Raw genomic sequence first — 21,040 nt, forward strand, 5'->3', positions numbered from 1 at the left:
CCTAGATGCAGGACTAGACGCAGATGAGGAGCCGTAGTTTCCCTAGGGGCGATCGCCCCTCTGCACCCGTTAGAATCTATCCGGTGGGACGATGAGTACCCTCTCGTAGTATTAACCTCGTTAAATCATCTATGGATTGTCGTCATATTCAGGCTCGGGTGTACGATGACCGAGGTCAGGGTCATGCCTTGGTGCAGGATCTTGATCTTCAGCAGGTGCAAACCCTGTTTCGCCACACGGCGTTTTGGGCACAGGATCGCAGCGTAGACGAATGGGCGATCGCCTTAGCCAACAGCCGCCCCATTGCCACGCTATGGGACAGCGATCGCTTGATTGGCTTTGCCCGAGCCACCTCCGACGGCATCTACCGCGCCACTATTTGGGACGTGGTGGTGCATGACGATTATCAAGGAGCTGGACTGGGGCGCAAGCTGGTGGAAACCGTGCTCACCCATCCCCACGTAAACCGCGTGGAGCGGGTGTACCTAATGACGACTCACCAGCAGCAGTTTTACGAGCGCATCGGCTTTGCAGAAAACCAAACCACCACCATGGTGCTGCACAACCAGAGGATTGAAGCGGATGCCCTCACCGCTTGGAGCTTAGAGAGTCTCTAGGTTCCAAGACTCAGCTCCAAGGCGGGAGACGGCATTCAGCCTTAATTCAGCACCCAGTTCACCAAGGTGCGCACCGCAAAGCCGGTGCCGCCGGGGTTGTTGTAGCCATCTTCCTTCTCTGTCCACACGGGGCCGGCCACATCGAGGTGGGCCCAGGGTGTTGTGGTGACAAACTGTTTGAGGAACAGGGCTGCCGTGATCGCCCCACCAGCTCGGGGGCCGGTGTTTTTCATGTCGGCCACAACCGACTTGAGCCCATCAAAGTATTTTTCCTCCATGGGCAGCCGCCAGACTTTTTCCCCGGCTTGCTGGGCAGCCTGGGTCAACTCCTGGGCGATCGCCTCCTGGTCACTCCACAGCCCCGCCACGTCATCCCCGAGGGCGACGATGCAGGCTCCGGTGAGGGTGGCTAGATCGACCATGGCGTCTACGCCGAGCTTGTCAGTATAGACCAGGGCATCGGCGAGGGTGAGGCGGCCTTCTGCGTCGGTGTTGTTGACTTCAATGGTTTTGCCGTTGGATGCGGTCAAAATATCACCGGGGTGCATGGCCCGACCGCTGATCATATTTTCCGTAGCAGCGCTGATGAAGTGAACCTCCACGTCGGGCTTCAGGAGAGCGATCGCCTTGGCTGCTCCCAGGGTGGCGGCGGCACCGCCCATATCGGTTTTCATCATCTCAATGCCGCTGCCCGAGGGCTTGATATTCAGTCCACCGGAATCGAAGGTGAGCCCTTTGCCAATAATCGCCACTTTGCGCCGAGGGGTGCCCTTGGGGCGATAGGTGAGGTGAATAAATTTGGGCGGCAGATCAGACGCTTGGGCCACGCCTAGAAATGCTCCCATGCCCAGCTTTTCACAATCCTCTTTTTCTAGGATCTTCAGGTCTAGGCCATGGTCTTGGGCGATCGCTTGGGCCGTCTCTGCCAGGGTAATGGGCGTGACCACATTGGCGGGAGCCGACACCAGTTCACGGGCTAGGATCACCCCTTGGCAAATGGTTTTGGCACGGGCGATCGCGGCCTCTTGTCCTGCCAGGCCGAGTAAATCAACCCGCTTTAGTTTTAAGTCTGCGCCATCGGAGGACGACTTGAAGCGGATATCCTGGTTGGCCGCTAGCTCCATACCTTCGGTGATCGCTTGGGCCGATGCTGCCGAATCACCTTGCCATACCGGAAAACTCAGCCCTAGGGTTTGACATTTTTCGCGCTTCGCCACCCGCAGAGCACTGGCCGCGCCCCGTCGTAGGTGATCCAGCGAGAGGGCGTCTGTTTTGCCTAAACCAATCACCGCTACCTTCCGGATGGCGCTCTGTCCACCCACCCGGGTCACGGCACTGCTGCCCAGCTTGCCCTTGAACTCGCTTTCCTCAATCAGCTCCGCCAATGCGCCTTCCAGCACATGATCGAGAGCAATCAGGTCGTCATTGAGGGCGATCGCTTCTTCAGCGAGGCCAATGGCTAGGCAATCGCCCGCCCAGTCTACTCTTGATGTCTCTATACCTTGAAAATCCATAACTCTTTGCACATTACAACACAACTGATTGGGCCGAGGTTACAGCCCTCTTCTTTCGCCACCATAAAGGCTAGAAGCGCTTCACGACTCTGGTAGAGTTCTCGTAGGTGAAGAGTAAGGTCGTACAACGAAGAGACGGCGTGAATGCCGACTGACCCCACTCCACATTCATCCCCGTTGAGAACCATCCCCACAGGAATCCGTGTCTTCAGTATTGCCTAGTTTTACCGAGAAATTGGGGGCAGCTATCCGAATTCTTGCTGAAGCTCGGTCGTGGCGCACGTCAAGCCTAAAGGCGTCTCATCCTATCCCTGGAGGCGATCGCTGCCCCAGCTTCGGTCAACGCAATACCCAAGAGGTGACGAATATTACATTTCCATTGCCTAGAGTTTGAGATGGTTCTGAATAGCGTGGGGCAGCGATCGCCCGATCTAGCCCACCTACTTCGACCCAACAACGAACCATCAGGAATCAGCCAACGTCTAACATCATGCCAGGAATCTACAGCGTTTCTAGGTCTATAGATAAAAATGATCTAACTTAGGCATGGTGGGGGCAAGCTGATCGCAGCGGTGGCGTCTAGTTGCACCCAACGACAAGCGGGCTTGACCGCAGCCCCATGACCGAGCCCATCCATCCTGTCAAAGTCGTCCACAGCGCTGTTCATCTGTAAGTTGATGGTCGTCTTGGGTATAGACCCTTTCGACATAGACCATCGTTATCCTGGCCAAGCATCTAGGTTTTGCTGCATCTACAACGTTTCCCTAATCAACTCCTAATTGGCTGTAGGTATCGAATAGGTATCCAAGGGAGACGTACGTCAACCCCGCCCCACTTGTTGATGGAAGGACGATCGACTGCGATCGCCCTTTTCTTGGCTTAGGTGCATAGGGCCAGCCTACGGTTTAGACCACTCACTCCTGATGCATTCTGAATGATTAATGACATGAACCGTGATACCCAGGGCCTGGTGCAGGTGTTGCCCTTGTCGGCAGGATTAATGGATCAACTGCGCACCCAGTTTGCAGATGGACAGATTGACCCTGCAGGTGGGGCCATCGACTCAGAGCTTTACGCCACAATTATTCACCATCAGTCTCAGCTCATGCGGCTGATCAACTCGTTACCGGGCATGATCTTCACCGCCAATCCCGATCCAGAGTGGTCGATTACCTACCTGAGTGATGGTTGCCATGGGCTGTTGGGCTATCACAGCCATGAACTGATCGGCAGCGATCGCCTCCTGTCCTACACCGACATCACCTATGAGGCCGATCGCCCCCATGTATTTGAGACCATCAACCAAGCGATCGATCAGCACCAACCCTATGTGATGGACTATCGCGTGCGCACCCGATCGGGGGAAACCAAGTGGCTGTGGGAGCAGGGCTATGGGCTCTATGACGATCAGGGGAACGTGCTAGGGCTAGAAGGGTTTATCACCGATATCAGCGTCCAGAAGCAGGCGGAACAAGCGCTGCGGGATCAATCTCAGTTGCTGAAGCTGATTTTGGATCATGTGCCCCAGTATATTTTCTGGAAAGATCGACAGTCGGTCTATCAAGGGGTGAACCAAGCCTGGGCAGATCATCTAGGGTTGGCGAGTCCAGATGCGGTGGTGGGCAAAACCGATGCAGATTTTTGGGATGCAGATACGGCAGCGGATCATCGTCAGCGCGATCGCGTGGTCATGGAGCGCGATCGCGCCCAGCTCCACCTCGTCCACAAAGAATGCCTGCCCAACGGCCAAGATCGCTGGAAAGACGTCAGCCGCATCCCCATGCACGATGAGGCCGGTAACGTGGTGGGCATCCTCGGTACTTTTGAAGACATCACCGATCGCATCCAGGCCGATGAACTGCTGCGGGAGAGTGAACGGCGCTATCGATTACTCGCCGAACATTCCACCGACCTGATTTCCCGCCACACCCTCAACGGTGTGTATCTCTACGCATCCCCAGCAGCCCAGCGGCTCTTGGGCTACCATCCCCATGAACTGCTGGGCAGGCAGGTGCATCACTTGGTGCATCCGATGGATCAACCCACGTTCACCCAACTGCATCAGCGTTTGCTCACCGATACCACCTGCCAGCATGAACGCCTCACCTATCGCATGCGTCGCCAAGATGGCAGCTATTGCTGGTTTGAAACCACCAGTGAGGTGATTCGCGATCGCACCTCCGGCATGGTGCAGGAAATTATCGCCATCTCCCGCGATGTCACCGAACGGCAGCGGGCCGCGATTTGGCTCGATCACCAAAAGCAGGTGCTAGAGATGATTGCCACCGATCGCCCCCTCACGGAAACCCTCACGGTGTTGGTTCATGCCATTGAGCAACAGTCGAAGGGTATGGTGGGCTCCATTTTGCTCGCGGATCTTGAACAGCAGGCGCTCTATACGGGGGCAGCTCCCAACTTGCCAGCGGCCTACTGCGATCGCATTGATGGCCTAGCGATCGCTCCCAACATGGGCGGCTGTGGCACTGCGGCCTATCGTCGCCAGCGGGTGGTGGTGCAGGATACCTATACTGATCCTCTGTGGCAAAACTTCCGCGACCTGGCCCGGCAGTATCGGCTGCGATCCTGTTGGTCGAGTCCAATTTTGTCGTCCCAAGGCCAGGTGTTGGGAACCTTTGCCCTCTATGCCCACGAGATGCGATCGCCCCAGGATGAGGACTGGCATCGCATTGATACCGCTAGTCAGCTGGCTGGGATTGCCATTGTCCGCAAGCAGATGGACGAACGGCTACGACAAACGGAAACCAAGTATCGCAGTATTTTTGAAAACGCTGTGGAAGGCATTTTCCAAACCACCGCCGATGGGCATTATGTGACCGTCAACCCCATGCTGGCTCGCATCTATGGCTATGAGTCGCCGGAGGAATTAATGGCAGAACTCACCAATATTCGCCAGCAGCTCTACGTCAACATGGTGCGCCGGGATGAGTTTGAGCACTTGATGCAGGTGGAGGGTACGGTGTGGGGCTTCGAGTCCCAGGTATACCGCAAAGATGGCAGCATTATTTGGATCTCGGAATGCGCTCGGGCAATCTACGACGAAGCCGGAACCGTCATCCGTTATGAAGGCACGGTGGAAGACATCACCCAGCGCAAGCTGCAAGAAGCAGAACTCCTCAAGCACGATCGCCTCATGGAGGGCGTCGCCACCGCCAGCCACCACCTGCTCACCAGCTCTGATTTCAACAGCACCCTGCAAATCGTGCTGAAAATTTTGGGACAGGCCGTGGAAGCCGATCGCACCTATATTTACGAAAATCATCCCCATCCCGAAACCGGAGAACTCTGTATGAGTATGCGGTTTGAATGGGTCAGCCCTGGGGCCAAACCCAGTATTCATCAAGATCATTGGCAAAATCAGCGCTACAACAACTTCGGGCTAGAGCGCTGGTACACCACCTTTTGCCAAGGGCAGCCCATTCATGGTGCCGTCACAGACTTTCCCGAATCAGAACAGGCCTTACTCAATCGCGATCGCATTCGGGCCTTGATTATGTTCCCGATTGTGATCGACGATCACCTCTGGGGCTATATCGGCTTTGATGATTGCCACCGCGATCGCCAATGGACACCCAGCGAAGCCTCGATCCTGTCTACCATTGCCGCCAGCCTCAGCGGAGCGTTCAAGCGCCAGCAGACCGAAGCGCAAATGCGCTACCAGGCGTTCCACGACGCCCTCACCGGTTTGCCTAACCGAAACCGCTTTGAGCAATGTTTACCAGAGGCGATCGCCGCCGCTCAGGAGAGCAACACCATGGTGGCAGTAGCCTTTCTTGACCTCGATCGCTTCAAAATCATCAACGATACCCTCGGCCATGCCACCGGCGACCAGCTTTTACAGCAGGTGACCCAGCGCATGCAGACCTGCCTCAGTGATGATCAGGTGATGGCTCGCTGGGGGGGCGACGAGTTTACCCTGCTCTTGCCCCATCTGCAATCTGCCCAGACTGCTGCCGATACGGCTGGACGGATTACGGCGGGCCTCAGACCCGCGTTTTACATTAACGGTCAGGAATTACACATCAGCATCAGCATTGGCATTGCCATGTATCCCCAGGATGGTCAGGATCTAGAAACCCTGCTGAAAAATGCTGACGCTGCCCTCTATCGAGTCAAAGACCAAGGACGGGATCACTACCAGTTTTACACCGCCACCATCCACTCCCAGGCCTCCGAGCGGCTGATTCTCAATAATCACCTCTACCATGCCCTAGAGCGCCAGGAATTTGTGGTGCATTATCAACCCCAAGTGGAAGCCCACACGGGGCGAATTACCCAAGTGGAAGCACTGTTGCGCTGGCAGCATTCGTCCTTGGGGTTAATTGCTCCTCAAACCTTCATTAGCTTGGCAGAAGACAATGGACTGATTGTGCCAATTGGGGAATGGGTGCTGCGCACCGCTTGCCAACAAAGCCAGCGCTGGTCTGAGCAAGGGCTGCCGCCCATCCCGATCGCCGTCAACCTATCGGCCCGACAGTTTCAGGCCCCAGGGCTACCGCAAGCGATCGCCACCATTCTCCATGAAACGGGCGTAGACCCCGATTTGCTGGAGCTAGAAATCACGGAAACGGCCGTGATGGACAATCTAGACTACACGTCGCAAACCCTGCACCACCTGCGGCGGATGGGGGTACGCATTGCCCTAGATGACTTTGGCAGCGGTCACTCGTCCCTCAACTATCTGCGACATTTCCCTCTGCAAAGCCTCAAAATCGATCGCGCCTTTGTGAAGGATATTGCCACCAATTCCAGCGATGAGGCGATCATTGCCGCCATTGTCACCCTGGGTAAGGGTCTGAACTTGACGGTGGTAGCGGAAGGTGTGGAAACCAGCGATCAAATGGAAAAGCTGCGATCGCTTCACTGTGACATCATGCAAGGCTATTGGTTTAGCCCACCCCTCTCGGCCGACGAGACCACCAACCTGCTCGCGCAGCAATCCCCGTCATCAAATGAACCATCATCGAGCAATCAGGGTTGAAACGGGCGATCGCCTGCTGTACCAGTAGGGTGCAGTTAGGCGCAGCCGTAACGCACCGTCTTGTAACGCATCGTGTGACACACCGTCTTGCTAAAACTGCCGCAGGAAGCGCAGATCGCTCGTGTAAAGACGGCGAATATCGTCAATCCGATGCTGCACCATGGCAAACCGCTCGACGCCAAAGCCCGCCGCAAATCCCGTGTAGACCTCTGGGTCATAGCCCACCGATTTAAGCACATTGGGATCCACCATGCCGCAGCCCAAGACTTCAAGCCATTGCCCTTTCCATTGCACATCCACCTCCGCCGATGGTTCGGTGAAGGGGAAGAAGCTGGGACGGAAGCGAATGGGCAGATCGCCAAACATGGCTTCCAAAAATACCTTGATGGTGCCCTTCAGATCGGTGAACGTTAGGCCTTCATCAATGGCCAAAAGCTCAATTTGATGGAACACCGCTGCGTGGGTTGCATCAACGGTGTCTCGACGATATACGCGCCCCGGAGCCGCCACCCGAATCGGAGGATCATGCTCCTCCATATAGCGGATCTGCACCGATGAGGTGTGGGTGCGCAGTAGGTTGCCATCGGGCAGGTAGAAGGTGTCCTGCATATCGCGGGCAGGGTGATCCGCTGGGGTATTGAGCGCCTCGAAGTTATAGTAGTCGGTTTCCATTTCGGGCCCTTGGGCCACGGTATAGCCTAGCCCCACCAACACATCCAGCGATCGCTCAATGGTGCTCGACAAGGGATGGCTGTGCCCTTGGGGACGATAGACCCCCGGCATGGTTACATCTAGAGTCTCGGCGGCTAAACGCGCCTCAATGGCAGCGGCAGCCAGCGCCCCGCGCTTTTCATCCAGCGCCGTTTGCACGACCTGTTTCACCTCATTAGCCAGGGCTCCAATCTGAGGGCGATCGCTAGGATCAAGCTTCCCCATCCCTCCCAATACCTTGGAGAGCTGCCCCTTTTTGCCCAAATACTGAATGCGCAGCGGCTCCAACTGCTCCAGATTCTCGGACTGGGCGATCGCCTGCTGGGCCTCCTGTTGCAATGTATTCAACTGAGATTCTAGATCGCGGGTGGTTGTGCTAGTCATGGATTAAAACTGCTAAGACCGGTGGTGTAGAGCTAGGTTCTAAGGGAACCCTGAAGGCAGTTGCCTAGAGAATCATCCCATGGTTCTGTCCATCGTTCTGGCCATGGCTCTGGATCGAAACCCTGTCATCTGACATGCTGATCTTACATGCTAAGATGCCCGCCACGTCAGGGATTGAACGCCCTTAGAAAATTGCCCCTACTCAACTCTAACAGCAGGACTGAGCAATGGCGATCGCCCCATCCCCATCCGCCGCCGTTTCAATCTCAACAATACCCCTACAATAAGGCCTGTGCCCCGTTCCACTCCCTGCCCATCGACCTTTCCCCATGAATATTCTGATTAGCAACGACGACGGTATTTTTGCCCAAGGCATTCGCACCTTAGCCAACACCCTCGTGGCGGCTGGTCATACCGTGACGGTGGTCTGCCCCGACCGCGAGCGATCGGCCACCGGCCATGGTCTCACTCTACACAAACCCATCCGCGTGGAGCGTGTCGAGTCTGTGTTCCATGACCCCATTCAGGCCTGGGCCTGTTCGGGCACGCCATCCGACTGCGTGAAGCTGGCCCTGGGCACCCTCCTGGATCAGCCGCCCGATATCGTATGTTCAGGCATCAACCATGGCTCCAATCTAGGTACCGATATTCTCTACTCGGGCACCGTCTCCGCTGCCATGGAAGGCGTGATGGAAGGGATTCCCAGCGTAGCCTTCAGCCTCGCCAGCTTTTCCTCCCAAGACTTTCAGCCCGCCGCCAACTTTGCCAAAACCCTACTGCATCACCTCAGCCAGCATCCTTTGCCCCATCTCATGCTCTTAAACGTCAACATTCCAGCGGTGCGCGCCGCCGATATTGCCGGGGTGAAGATTACCCAGCAAGGCATTCGCCGCTATACAGATTTGTTTGAACAACGCATCGATCCGCGCGGCAAGATTTATTATTGGTTGGCAGGAGAAGTGTTGGAAGAGGTTGATGATCCGTCCTTTAATCCTACTGTTAAACTAGAGGGTAAGCATCCTGAGGGCTTAGAGGTGCCATTGGAGATTGTAGAGACGGATGTTCGAGCTATTCAACATCGCTACATTACAGTGACCCCCCTTCAATTTAACCTGACGAGTCCTTCAGGGTTGCAGACCTTGCAAGGTTGGCATACAGACTGGCTGACCTGCTAAGTTAAACTAGGGCGGGTAGAGGTTAACCACCCTGTATCTACCAAAGTTTACGTTGTAGGGTGATCATTCAATATTTTCAGGGTAGCGCCGAAACCAATCCATCCATCATACTCAGTGTAGTCTAGGAGCTAGGCTGCACATTTACAGAGCAAGCTTAGGGACAAGGGTTCTAAGCCATGTATTGTAAAAATTTCTACTTGGTTTCCGCATCCGCTAGAGTTCTGGGGTAAAACTGGCTATATTCGAAATGGTTTTAGCCACCTATCTCGGCTCACTGTCTATGATTCGATAGAACCTTGGCAAGGGATATTCATGTCTAACGCACAAGATCAATTCATTGTTCGTTTCTGGGGAGTGAGGGGCAGTATTGCATGTCCAGGACCCGAGACTGTGCGCTACGGTGGAAACACCTCCTGTGTTGAGATGCAGGTCGCAGGACATCGCATCGTGTTTGATGGTGGAACAGGGTTGCGCGTTCTAGGGCAAGAGCTGATGTCCCAAATTCCGGTGGAAGGACACCTCTTTTTCACTCACTCTCACTGGGATCACATTCAAGGCTTTCCGTTTTTCACTCCAGCTTTTGTGAAAGGGAATCACTTTAATATTTATGGCGCAGTGGCTCCCAATGGTTCAACCATTGAGCAGCGTTTGAATGACCAAATGCTCCACCCCAACTTCCCCGTGCCGCTACAGATTATGGGATCACAAATGGCGTTTTGTGATTTAGAGGTAGGGGAACCGGTGCAAATTGGCGATGTGCTGGTGGAGAATGCTCTGCTCAATCATCCGGGTGAAGCCGTGGGCTACCGGGTGAACTGGAATGGCTATGCTGCCGCCTACATCACTGATACAGAGCATTACACCGATCGCCTCGATGAAAACGTCATGTGGCTGGCCCGTGATGCCGATGTGATGATCTACGACTCGACCTACACGGATGACGAATATTATTCAGAAAAGTCGAGCAAGGTTGGCTGGGGGCATTCCACCTGGCAAGAGGCGGTGAAGGTGGCAAAGGCTGCCAATGTCAAAAAGTTAGTCATTTTCCACCATGACCCCCTGCACTGTGATCAGTTCATGGATGGCATCAAAGACGTTACGTCTAAGCAATTTGCAAACAGCGTGGTGGCCTGGGAAGGCTTGACCATTGATGTGGTTCATGATCGCCAAGCTGCTGGCGGATCGACCCAGGAAGCGCTACCGACTTAAGCCTGTCCCCCAAAAGCTCAGGAGCCGCCCTATCTTGTTAGAGCGGGAGCTCATTGGTGCTGGAAGTCTGTGTCCAGTCAGCGATCACTGCGGCCTTAGCCTCTAACTAGGGTTTGGGCGGCTAAGGATCATAGACAACTCGGGGGCGCAAGCGGGGAGGCTCATCGGCTTCACTGGGGTCAATCCATTCACCGATACCCAGGAAACAATGATCCTCTCCATGCACTCGATAGTGTAGGTGGGTGGTCGCGGGAGCGATCGCCACCTTTTGTCCTTGCTGCCAGCGCCGGGCAGTTTCCCCATCAAGGACTAGGGGCGGCAGGTGCTGGAGAGCTTGCTCAGGGGGAATCAACAGGTTTTTGCCAGCCGTCCAGCTTGACAGGAGGTCATCTAGGGTGATGCTCTCTTCTAGGACAAAGCCGCTACTGCGCGTGCGGATCAGGTGGGCCAGGGCTGCTCCGGTCTGGAGCTGGGCACCAAGATCGCGGGCGATCGCTCGAATATAGGTGCCGGCACTACAGGCGATCGCCACCTCCAGTTCGGGATAGGGCAGCGATCGCCAGGCCAGCACCTCGATGCTGTAGACCGTCACGGTGCGGATGGGAATGTCTACCACCTGCCCAGCCCGAGCCAAGTCGTAGGCGCGTTTTCCATCCACCGAAATCGCGCTGTACTGCGGTGGAATTTGGTCAATTTGTCCCTCAAAGCTGGGGAGGATGGCCGTCACGTCATCCAGGGTGAGATGGGGTACTGGAGCTTCAGCGATCACCTCACCGTCTAGGTCATCGGTGGTGGTGGTCACGCCAAAGCGGATGGTGGCGCGGTAGGCCTTATCCGAGCTGAGGTAGTTAATCAGGCGCGTTGCCCGTCCCACAGCGATCGGCAAGACCCCTACAGCAGCGGGATCTAGGGTGCCGCCATGGCCAACCCGCTTCTGGGATAGAATCCGGCGCACCTTGGCCACGCAATCGTGGGACGTCCAGCCCGCTAGTTTATACAGGTTTAGAAAGCCTTGAGAAGTCACAGCTTGAGGAGTCACAGTATTAATCGATCGCCATCCTTAGATCTTGTCCGCTAAGCGCTGGGGTGCAAGCCTGCCCCGAGCAAATCTGCCTCGTCTATGCTACCGTTGCGGGGTACGTTAGGCCCAAGTTCGCTACCGATCCTCAGCCTCGTCGTTCATTCTGAGCTAGATGAAGATGACAGATAGAGTTCGACAGACTCAGGCTAAACTCTGGTTGATGAACGAAACGTGTTAACCAGACGCTCGAAAGCCCTCACCTCCAGCCCCTCTCCCAAGGGCCATACACTTTCGCCAGTTAACCAAGGCTGAACCAGACTCAGGCTGAACGGTATCGGTCATCGCCCAACGAGTAGGGGCTGCTGCTATAACGGTCTTGAACTCACCTTGAAGAGCCGTTGTTACAGGCGATCGCCCCCTGAACCCTATGATGTTCTAGCCATGGACGAGATCTTTTCCCCTCGTGACTATCAAGACACTAGTGTAGGCTGGCAGGTGCAGCAAGCTACCCAGCAGGTCAGTGAGTGGCTCGAAGCACAATGGAGCACGGTGCAGCCCGATGTACCCATGCCCCAGGTGACACCGCCAGACTGGCTGCTGCGGACTCTATTCATCATCATCATCGGCGGATTGCTGGGCTGGTTAGGCTGGCAGTTTTATCGAGAATTTGCGCCCCAGATCCAAGCGTGGCTAGGGCGGGGTATCGGCGATCGCCGTCCTAGCCAACCCAGCACCCCACCCCATCGCGCCCCCGAGATCTGGGTACAGCAAGCGCGCCAAGCTCAGCAAGCTGGTAACTATCGTGAGGCCTGCCGCTGCCTGTATATGGCCATGCTCAGCCAGCTCAGCGATCAAGAGGTTATTCGGCTGGAGGCCAGCCGCACCGATGGCGAATATCGAGCCCTGCTTTTGACGGTGGCGGATCCGGCCCCCTACTACCTGCTGCTGGCGATCCATGAACAGCTTTGCTTTAGCAGTCAAGGGATTTCTGCTGCAGAATGGGAGCGCTGTTGGGCCGCCTATCAGGAGCTGCCGTCCCCATGAGCCATCGCAAACGACCATGGATACTCGGGGCGCTGGCGATCGCTGCTCTGCTGCTGCTGACCCTCGGGCTAGCTCCGGGCGGCTCTAACTTGCAGGGGTCTACCTACAGCCGTACGCCCTTTGGCTATGGGGCCTGGTATGCCCAAATGCGCCAAGATTGCAGTCTTGATATTCGCCGCTGGCAGCGATCGCTCGACGACTTGCCAGGTTTTTATCGTGAGGAACAGGAACCGCCACCCCAAGCCATCACGCTCCTGCGGTTCTACGGTGAGTTTATGCAGCCATGGGTCTTACAGAGCAGAACTCCCGAAGATTGGGTGAGTCGGGGTAATGTGATCATCCATGTGGGGGTGCGATCGCCTGCCACCCGTGCTCCCTTTCGCAGCCAGGTAGACACATCGGTGGGTCCGGTGCAGGTTGAGACTCGCCGCCGGGCCAATCTAGATGATCTAGATGAACCCCAGGAGGACTTGGGCACTGTTGAACAGGTGTCGATGACCTTGCCGACCGCAGCCGATGACGCGGCGATCGCCGATGAGTATGGCACCTTAGTCTGGCAGGAGGCTGTGGGAGCAGGACGGGTGATCTATGTGGTGCCGCCGTTTCTCGCCGCCAATGCCTACCAAACGACCCTCCAGAACTTCGACTATCTCACTCAGTTGGTCACCGAACCGGGCCTACCGATTCTGGTGGATGAATTTCTGCACGGCTATTCTGGGGATGTTGAGCAGGAGGCGATCGCTGAGCCAGAGGCAGCCTGTCCACCCCGCCCCGAGCTCCAGGGTTTTTCGGCGGAAGAGCTGCCGCCCCTGCCGCCGCCGCCCACCCTCTGGGGCTACCTAGCCAAGACGCCCCTAGTGATTGTGGCAACCCAAGCGATCGCCATACTGCTGCTGCTGATATGGGATCAAAATCGGCGGTTTGGCCCACCCCAGAGGATTCCCTCAGTCACCGTAGACAACAGTCAGGCCTATATCAACGCCTTGGCTGGGGTGCTGATCAAAGCTGGCTGTCAGCCGTTTATGGTGAACCTCATCCTCCAAGCAGAGCGACGGCGACTGCAGCAATTCCTGGGGCTCCACGGTCAAGATCTCTCCCCAGAGGCGATCGCCCAAGCTTGGAGCCAGCAAACCCGTCAGCCCCCCGGCGATGTGTTGGCGCTCCTCACCCCTAGGCAGTCCATGAGCCAGCAAGACTTGCTACTCTGGTTGAGAACGATTCAGCGCGTTCGCCAGGCTACCAACTAACCCATCTCTCTGCCCCTAGTTCCTATCGATTTCTGTTGACTTCTATCGATTTCTGATTCCTATCGACTCCTCATTAATCCAGAGCTCTACCCCGTCTCTGACGGCTGCCCCTCTCATTTGCTGCCCCTCTCTGCCCCATGAGTTCTTCCCCTGTGAACCATCCTTCCTCGCTCTTCGAACGCCTCAACACCACCATCAGCCGCATTGTGGTGGGACAAACCACCGTTGTCCACCACCTCATGGTGGCGCTGCTGTCGGGGGGACATGTGATTCTAGAAGGCGTGCCGGGGACAGGTAAAACCCTAACGGTGAAAGCCTTGTCCCAGTTGATCAAAGCCGATTTTCGCCGCATTCAGCTCACCCCCGATGTCTTGCCCTCGGATATTCTCGGGACTAACATTTTTGACCTGAATACCCGCAGCTTTAGCCTAAAGCGCGGGCCGGTGTTTACCGAGATCCTGCTGGCCGACGAAATTAACCGCACGCCGCCCAAAACCCAATCGGCACTGCTAGAAGCCATGGAGGAGCAGCAGGTCACCCTGGATGGCGATCGCTTGCTGTTGCCAGATTTATTCTGGGTGATTGCCACCCAAAATTCCCTGGAGTTTGAAGGTACCTATCCCTTGCCAGAGGCGCAGCTCGATCGCTTCTTGTTCAAACTCGTGGTGGACTATCCCAGCCCTAGTGCCGAACGCCAGATGCTGGCCAATGCCCAATCGGGACTGCAAACCAAGCGGGTGAATCTAGAGCAACTGAAGCCCATCGCTACCGTGGAGCACATTCTCACCGCTCGCCGACTGGTGCAGCAGGTGGAGGTGGCAGATCCCCTGCTCGATTACCTGATGACCTTAGTGCAGCGCACTCGCCAGCATCCTGACCTGTCCTTAGGAGCTTCCCCCCGGTCTGCGGTTGCTTGGCTCCAGGCCAGCAAGGCCCATGCTTGGCTGGAAGGACGCAGTTTTGTCACCCCCGATGACCTAAAAGCGATCGCCCCTCCCCTGTTGCGCCACCGACTGATTCTGCGCCCAGAAGCTCAGCTAGATGGGCTGCAAGCCGAGCCGATCATTGCTGCCATCCTCAGCCAAGTGCCCGTACCGCGATGATTCCCTCCCGCCAGACCTACCTGATTTTGCTGCTGGTTACGGCCTTGGGGGTTGGCTTGGCTACCCTCACCCAGTCCGCCATGCCGACCGCGACCGTGCAGCCCATTGCCTTGCTGCTTTTGGGGGTGGATATCGGCATCGTGGTTGCCATGATCTTGGATAGCTGGCGAGTTCGTCCCCACCGGGTCACGGTTGAGCGCAGCTTGGACGATCGCCTCTCCATTGGGCGTGAGAATTTGGTGCAGGTGACGGTGACCACAGGCGATCGCCCTGCTGTGGTGCAACTTCGTGACACGTACCCCGCCGTTTTTACCGCTACCCCGCCACAGTTTTTCCTAACTCTGCCCGCCCATCATCAAGAAACCTTGACCTACACGATTTTCCCCACCGCGCGGGGAGACTATGCCTGGGGCAAGATCTATCTGCGGCAGCGGGGGGCTTGGGGGCTGGGCTGGGATAGCTGGACGGTGGATCAAGCCCGGAGCGTGGCGGTTTTTCCTGATCTGATTGGGCTGCGATCGCTGTCCATTCGCCTCACCTTGCAAACCAGCGGCAGCATCCGTCGAGCCCGCCGCCAGGGGATGGGGACTGAATTTGCCGAACTGCGAGACTACGGCACTGGTGATGATCCAAGGTTGATTGACTGGAAGGCCACCGCCCGCCGCAACCGTCCCCTGATTCGTGTGCTTGAACCCGAACAGGAACAAACCCTGATGATTTTGCTGGATCGGGGTCGCTTGATGACCGCTCAAGTGGAGGGATTGAAGCGATTTGACTGGGCTCTCAATGCCACTCTTTCCCTGTCCCTTGCGGCACTGCAACGGGGCGATCGCGTCGGGGTAGGCGTGTTTGATCGGCAGATGCATAGGTGGATTCCCCCCGATCGCGGCTCCCAGCAGTTGCCCAAACTGCTCCGTTGCCTGACGCCCATTCAACCGGTCTTACTGGAGCCCGACTACCTCGATGCCGTGAGCCAGGTGACCCGTCAACAAACCCGGCGCGCCTTGGTGGTGCTGCTCACCGACATTATTGACCAAACGGCGTCCAGTGACGTGCTGTCGGCCATGGGGCGGTTGACGCCGCGCTACCTGCCCTTTTGCGTCGCCCTGCGCGATCCCTACATTGATCGCCAGGCCCAAGCGCCCAGTCCAACGGTAGAGGCAGGCTATGCCCGCGCCGTGGCCCTCGATTTACTGCAGCAGCGCCACCTGGCCCTGGCCCTCCTACAGCGGCGCGGCGCACTGATTCTGGATGCCCCCGCCCATCAGATCACCGATCAACTCGTGGATCGCTACCTGCAACTCAAAGCCCGTAGCCAACTTTGACCGACTTTCCGACATAATAAGTCCAAGCTAGTTGCGTCTAGCTGCGTTCAAACCAGTGGGCGATCGCCCCTGGGTTCATCCCGGTTAGTTCCGCCATTGTCTTGTATGAGCCAGGATTTTCTCCAGATTCAAAACCTGCGGGTTGCCTATCCGCCTTCCTCCCGCGCCCAGCACCGCCAGGCCTCGACCGAGGACTGGGCCGTCAATGACGTATCGTTGTCCATCGCGGCTGGACAACGGCTGGGGCTGGTGGGAGAATCCGGCTGCGGAAAATCTACCCTGGGGCGGGCGGTGCTGCAACTGCTGCCCCCCCGGAGCCAAGTGGATGGCCAGGTGCTGTTTCAGGGGCAATCGGTGTTTGACCTATCGCCCCCGGCCCTGCGCAAGTTTCGGGGAGAAGCGATCGCCCTGATTTTCCAAGACCCCATGACCCGGCTGAATCCGCTGATGACCGTGGGGTGGCACTGTATGGAAACCCTGCGCGCCCATCACCCCCACCTCAGCCCACGGCAACTGCGGGAAAAAACGGTGGAAGCGCTGGAAACGGTCAATATTCCCGCCAACCGCTGGATGCAGTATCCCCATGAGTTTAGCGGCGGTATGCGGCAGCGGGTAGCCATTGCCTTGGCCCTGCTGCTCGAACCGAAAATGATTGTGGCCGATGAACCCACCACGAGTCTGGACGTTACCGTTTCTGCCCAAATTCTCACCGAACTGACCCGCCTTTGCGACCAACGCCAGATGGGGCTGCTGCTGATTTCCCATGACTTGGCTCTGGTGGGAGAATATTGCGATCGCTTGGCGGTGATGTATGAGGGCAAGCTGGTGGAGATGGGCGAGGTAGACACGGTGTTGACGAGTCCTCAGCATCCCTATACGCGATCGCTGCTCCAGGCCGCTCGGTTGCTCCAGGCCAGCGAAGGGGCGATCGCTTCCCAGGAGCCAGCGAAGGAACCGATTCTCAAGTTACGCCATCTCAAGCAGCACTTCACCCTAGAAGATAATCCCATTGCTCGCCTGCTGACGCGATCGCCCCGCCGCACCATTAAGGCCGTAGATGGAGTGGATCTAGATCTGTATCCAGGAGAAATCCTGGGGCTGGTGGGTGAGTCGGGCTGCGGCAAAAGCACCCTCTCCCGCACCATCCTGCACCTGCTGCGTCCCACCAGCGGCACCGTCGAATTCCTCGGGCAGGACCTCACCCAGATGGATCGGCAGCATCTGCGCCAGCAGCGTCGCCAGATGCAGATGATCTTCCAAGACCCCCATGCCTGCCTCAATCCCATGATGACCATTGGGCAGAGCATTACCGATCCGCTGCTGGTACATCGGTTGGCCGACGCGACGGAAGCCAAGCGCCGGGTCTATGCCATGCTGGAGCGGGTGGGTTTAGATCCCAAGGAATATTACCCGCGCTATCCCAGCGATCTCTCCGGCGGACAGCAGCAGCGGGTGGCGATCGCCCGCGCCCTGATCACCCAGCCCAAGCTGCTGATCTGCGACGAGCCGGTGAGTATGCTGGATGCCAGTGTCCAGGCCCAGGTGCTGGATCTGATGCTTGACCTGAAGCGCGACTTTGACCTCACCTACCTATTTATCACCCATGATCTTTGGGTGGCTCGTTTCCTCTGCGATCGCATTGCCGTGATGAATGCTGGCAAGATCGTAGAACTAGGGGCAACGGCCGACCTCTTTGCCCATCCCCAACATCCCTACACCCAAACTCTCCTGAGTGCCGCACCCCTGCTGGCTCGCGGTGACGGGTAGCATCCCTAGCTTTTGGGATCGAGTCACCCTAGTCATCCCGCGATCCGTTCCTCTGAGAATTGCGGGATTCTCCAAGAGCGATCGCCCCCATGGAGCACCAGACTGGTATGATCAAAAAACCTTTGGACTCGGTGAGTCCAGCAACCCCAGGCTGTCACTCAGCTCTCATGTGGGCTGCGGTTATCGCTCCATCTCCAAAGTCTGCCGGTGCCCCGCCAGTTCCCCTGCTTCGCCCGTTATACTGATCACTCAGTACCGATCTACATTGGCTCGGTCTGTCTACGATGGTGTGTGGGATTGATCGATTGAGAAATCCGGCTCCATCGCCTCTGATTCACGACGTCATTCGCCATCCAACCTAGTTATAGGTCTGCACAGGATCCTTCATGTTTGGTCTCATCGGTCACCTTACCAGTCTTCAACACGCTCAATCTGTCGCTCATGATTTGGGCTATCCCGAATACGCCGACCAGGACTTAGATTTCTGGTGTAGCGCTCCGCCACAAATCGTAGACACCATCAAAGTTACAAGTCTCACCGGTCAACAGATCGAAGGGTACTACGTTGAATCTTGCTTTTTGCCAGAAATGCTAGCCGCTCGGCGCATTAAGGCGGCCACCCGCAAGATTATCAATGCCATGGCCCACGCCCAAAAGCACAACATTGACATTACGGCCTTGGGCGGCTTCTCATCGATCATCTTCGAGAATTTTAATCTCCAGCAGATTAAGCAGGTGCGCAACGTCAAGCTAGAGTTTGAGCGGTTTACCACCGGCAACACCCACACCGCCTACATTATCTGCCGGCAGGTGGAGCAGTCTGCTCCCAAGCTGGGCATTGATTTATCCCAAGCTACCGTAGCGGTCTGCGGCGCGACGGGCGATATTGGCAGCGCGGTTTGTCGCTGGTTGGATGCCCGCACCGATGTCAAAGAATTGCTGCTGGTGGCCCGGAATACGGAGCGACTTCAAGCGCTACAGGATGAGCTGGGTCGCGGCAAAATTTTGAGCCTAGAAGAGGCGCTACCCCAGGCGGATGTGGTGGTTTGGGTGGCGAGTATGCCCAAGGGGGTGGAGATTAATCCTGAAACCCTCAAGCATCCCTGCTTGCTGATTGACGGAGGCTATCCCAAAAACTTGGCTACCCAGCTTCAGCATCCCGAGATCCACGTGCTCAATGGCGGCATTGTGGAACATTCCTTGGATATTGACTGGAAGATCATGCAAATCGTCAATATGGACGTGCCATCGCGGCAGCTATTTGCCTGTTTTGCCGAGTCGATGCTGCTGGAATTTGAAAAGCTGTACACCAACTTTTCCTGGGGACGCAATCAAATCACCCTCGACAAGATGGATTTGATTGGCCAAGCCTCCATCAAGCATGGGTTCCGTCCCTTGCTAGCCCAGCCTAGCGGTACAGCTTAGGCCTGCAGAGGGGAAACGGCTGCTCCGGCGATCGCTTCCCCCATCCCGCAACCTTGTCTCATGGTTATTTGTTTCCCAGGTTTTTCCCCCACCCACCATGGTTACTCCTGAACGCAAGCCCATTCTTCTTGACTTCGAGAAGCCCCTCGTTGAGTTAGAGTCTCGCATCGATCAAATCCGCAGCCTTGCCGAAGAGAACGATGTCGATGTTTCGGAGCAGCTCCGGCAGCTAGAGACGCGGGCCAGCCAGCTCCGCCAGGAAATCTTCAGCAGTCTGACGCCCTCCCAGCGGCTGCAGGTGGCACGGCATCCGCGGCGTCCAAGCACCCTCGACTACATTCAGTCCATGACCGATGAATGGATTGAGCTGCATGGCGATCGCTGCACGGGCGTGGATGACAAGGCCTTGGTGGGCGGCATTGGTCGGCTTGATGGTCGGCCGATTATGATGCTAGGACACCAAAAAGGACGCGATACCAAGGATAACGTCGCCCGCAACTTTGGCATGGCCTCCCCCGGTGGCTACCGTAAAGCCATGCGGTTGATGAACCATGCTAACCGCTTTGGTATGCCCATCCTCACCTTTATCGACACCCCCGGAGCCTATCCAGGCGTGGAAGGAGAACGGTTGGGGCAGGGGGAAGCGATCGCCTATAACCTCCGGGAAATGTTTCGCCTCGACGTACCCATCCTCTGCACCGTGATTGGGGAAGGTGGCTCCGGCGGTGCCCTGGGCGTGGGCGTAGGCGATCGCCTGTTGATGTTCGAGCATTCGGTCTACACCGTAGCCAGCCCAGAAGCCTGTGCCGCCATTCTTTGGAAAGATGCGGGCAAATCTCCCCAGGCCGCCGAAGCCCTGCGGATTACCGCCAAGGATCTCAAAAATCTGAGTATTTTGGATGAGATTGTGCCAGAACCCATTGGGGGAGCCCATTCCGATCCAGTGGCCGCCACGAGCAGCCTCAAGGCAGCTCTGCTTCGACATCTGGCAGAACTAAACCGCATGAGCAACGCCGAGCGGCGCGAGCGACGCTACCAAAAATTCCGGCAGATTGGCGTTTTTCAGGTGCCGGCCGCCTAGATGCTCGTTCAGCCAGCGGGGGCGATCGCTATACTCATCATTGATGAATCTCAATCAGTAGACCAGGAGTGACCGGCCGCAGGGTTCGATGCCAGTGTTATAATCCCAAAGGTGGTTAGCAATAATTGTTTACAATTGAGTTGTCTGCATCCTAGTTCACGCTCTCCCTAGGATATAGACAGGGACAAGATAACGATGCTAGCCGCAGACGCAGAGCGTCTTCCATGGTTTTCTAGAGCGCCATCGTTACGGAGAAGCAAATCGTTCCCGTCCTCGTGATTCAAGATTACATCCCACATGAGCGAACCCTCGCAATTAACCCCGGCTCACAATTATCTGAGTCAATCGTGGTGACGTCTGCACTCAAGGGTTAGCGGTTTACACCTTATTTAGACCGAGTCTCTTCACCGTTGAGAGCA

At 56.6% G+C, this 21,040-nt stretch carries 15 protein-coding genes; 12 read left to right on the top strand and 3 right to left on the bottom strand.

The features are described from left to right. The first annotated feature begins 131 nt into the window (after positions 1–131). Positions 132–617, top strand: coding sequence for a GNAT family N-acetyltransferase (locus tag JUJ53_RS22435; protein ID WP_204154281.1), 486 nt, complete (start codon positions 132–134; stop codon positions 615–617). A 41-nt stretch (positions 618–658) separates the two neighbouring features. On the opposite strand, the gene JUJ53_RS22440 is transcribed toward JUJ53_RS22435, so the two are convergent. After that, positions 659–2,131: a leucyl aminopeptidase gene (locus tag JUJ53_RS22440; protein ID WP_204154282.1), complete on the bottom strand. Its 1,473-nt coding sequence runs from the start codon at positions 2,129–2,131 to the stop codon at positions 659–661. 202 nt (positions 2,132–2,333) lie between these two features. On the opposite strand from JUJ53_RS22440, the gene JUJ53_RS22445 reads away from it, so the two are divergent. Next, complete coding sequence (locus JUJ53_RS22445) at positions 2,334–2,525, top strand: hypothetical protein (RefSeq protein WP_204154283.1); 192 nt, start codon at positions 2,334–2,336, stop codon at positions 2,523–2,525. Positions 2,526–3,077: 552 nt separating this feature from the next. After that, the gene (locus tag JUJ53_RS22450; RefSeq protein ID WP_204154284.1) at positions 3,078–7,130 is read left to right on the top strand and encodes an EAL domain-containing protein; all 4,053 of its coding nucleotides are present in this window, start codon (positions 3,078–3,080) and stop codon (positions 7,128–7,130) included. Positions 7,131–7,220: 90 nt separating this feature from the next. On the opposite strand, the gene pheS is transcribed toward JUJ53_RS22450, so the two are convergent. Further along, positions 7,221–8,225 (bottom strand): phenylalanine--tRNA ligase subunit alpha, encoded by a 1,005-nt coding sequence (pheS, locus tag JUJ53_RS22455; protein ID WP_204154285.1) that lies wholly within the window; start codon positions 8,223–8,225, stop codon positions 7,221–7,223. Between the two features lie 329 nt (positions 8,226–8,554). Between pheS and surE the strand changes: the two genes are divergently transcribed. Together surE and JUJ53_RS22465 are read left to right on the top strand one after the other, a co-directional pair. Beyond that, on the top strand, positions 8,555–9,400 hold the full coding sequence (gene surE / locus JUJ53_RS22460; RefSeq protein ID WP_204154286.1) for a 5'/3'-nucleotidase SurE: 846 nt from the start codon (positions 8,555–8,557) through the stop codon (positions 9,398–9,400). Positions 9,401–9,712: 312 nt separating this feature from the next. Further along, entirely contained in the window at positions 9,713–10,609 is an 897-nt protein-coding gene (locus JUJ53_RS22465) for an MBL fold metallo-hydrolase (RefSeq protein WP_204154287.1), read from the top strand. A gap of 121 nt (positions 10,610–10,730) precedes the next feature. On the opposite strand, the gene truB is transcribed toward JUJ53_RS22465, so the two are convergent. After that, complete coding sequence (gene truB / locus JUJ53_RS22470) at positions 10,731–11,633, bottom strand: tRNA pseudouridine(55) synthase TruB (protein WP_204154288.1); 903 nt, start codon at positions 11,631–11,633, stop codon at positions 10,731–10,733. Positions 11,634–12,017: 384 nt separating this feature from the next. On the opposite strand from truB, the gene JUJ53_RS22475 reads away from it, so the two are divergent. From JUJ53_RS22475 to JUJ53_RS22505, 7 genes are all read left to right on the top strand, one after another. After that, the gene (locus JUJ53_RS22475) at positions 12,018–12,674 is read left to right on the top strand and encodes a DUF4129 domain-containing protein (protein ID WP_204154289.1); all 657 of its coding nucleotides are present in this window, start codon (positions 12,018–12,020) and stop codon (positions 12,672–12,674) included. Beyond that, entirely contained in the window at positions 12,671–13,921 is a 1,251-nt protein-coding gene (locus JUJ53_RS22480) for a DUF4350 domain-containing protein (protein ID WP_204154290.1), read from the top strand. Before JUJ53_RS22475 ends, JUJ53_RS22480 begins: the two co-directional genes overlap by 4 nt. 152 nt (positions 13,922–14,073) lie before the next feature. After that, the gene (locus JUJ53_RS22485) at positions 14,074–15,024 is read left to right on the top strand and encodes a MoxR family ATPase (protein ID WP_343328020.1); all 951 of its coding nucleotides are present in this window, start codon (positions 14,074–14,076) and stop codon (positions 15,022–15,024) included. Then, positions 15,021–16,349, top strand: a complete 1,329-nt coding sequence (locus JUJ53_RS22490; RefSeq protein ID WP_204154292.1) for a DUF58 domain-containing protein — start codon at positions 15,021–15,023, stop codon at positions 16,347–16,349. The genes JUJ53_RS22485 and JUJ53_RS22490 overlap by 4 nt, the downstream gene beginning before the upstream one ends. 105 nt (positions 16,350–16,454) lie before the next feature. Then, positions 16,455–18,116, top strand: coding sequence for an ABC transporter ATP-binding protein (locus JUJ53_RS22495; protein WP_204154293.1), 1,662 nt, complete (start codon positions 16,455–16,457; stop codon positions 18,114–18,116). A 386-nt stretch (positions 18,117–18,502) separates the two neighbouring features. Further along, positions 18,503–19,540, top strand: coding sequence for a long-chain acyl-[acyl-carrier-protein] reductase (locus JUJ53_RS22500; RefSeq protein WP_204154294.1), 1,038 nt, complete (start codon positions 18,503–18,505; stop codon positions 19,538–19,540). 97 nt (positions 19,541–19,637) lie between these two features. After that, on the top strand, positions 19,638–20,621 hold the full coding sequence (locus JUJ53_RS22505) for an acetyl-CoA carboxylase carboxyltransferase subunit alpha (RefSeq protein ID WP_204154295.1): 984 nt from the start codon (positions 19,638–19,640) through the stop codon (positions 20,619–20,621). The last annotated feature ends 419 nt before the right edge of the window (positions 20,622–21,040 follow it).

Origin of the sequence: Leptolyngbya sp. CCY15150, from assembly GCF_016888135.1 — a bacterium.
GTDB lineage: Bacteria > Cyanobacteriota > Cyanobacteriia > RECH01 > RECH01 > RECH01.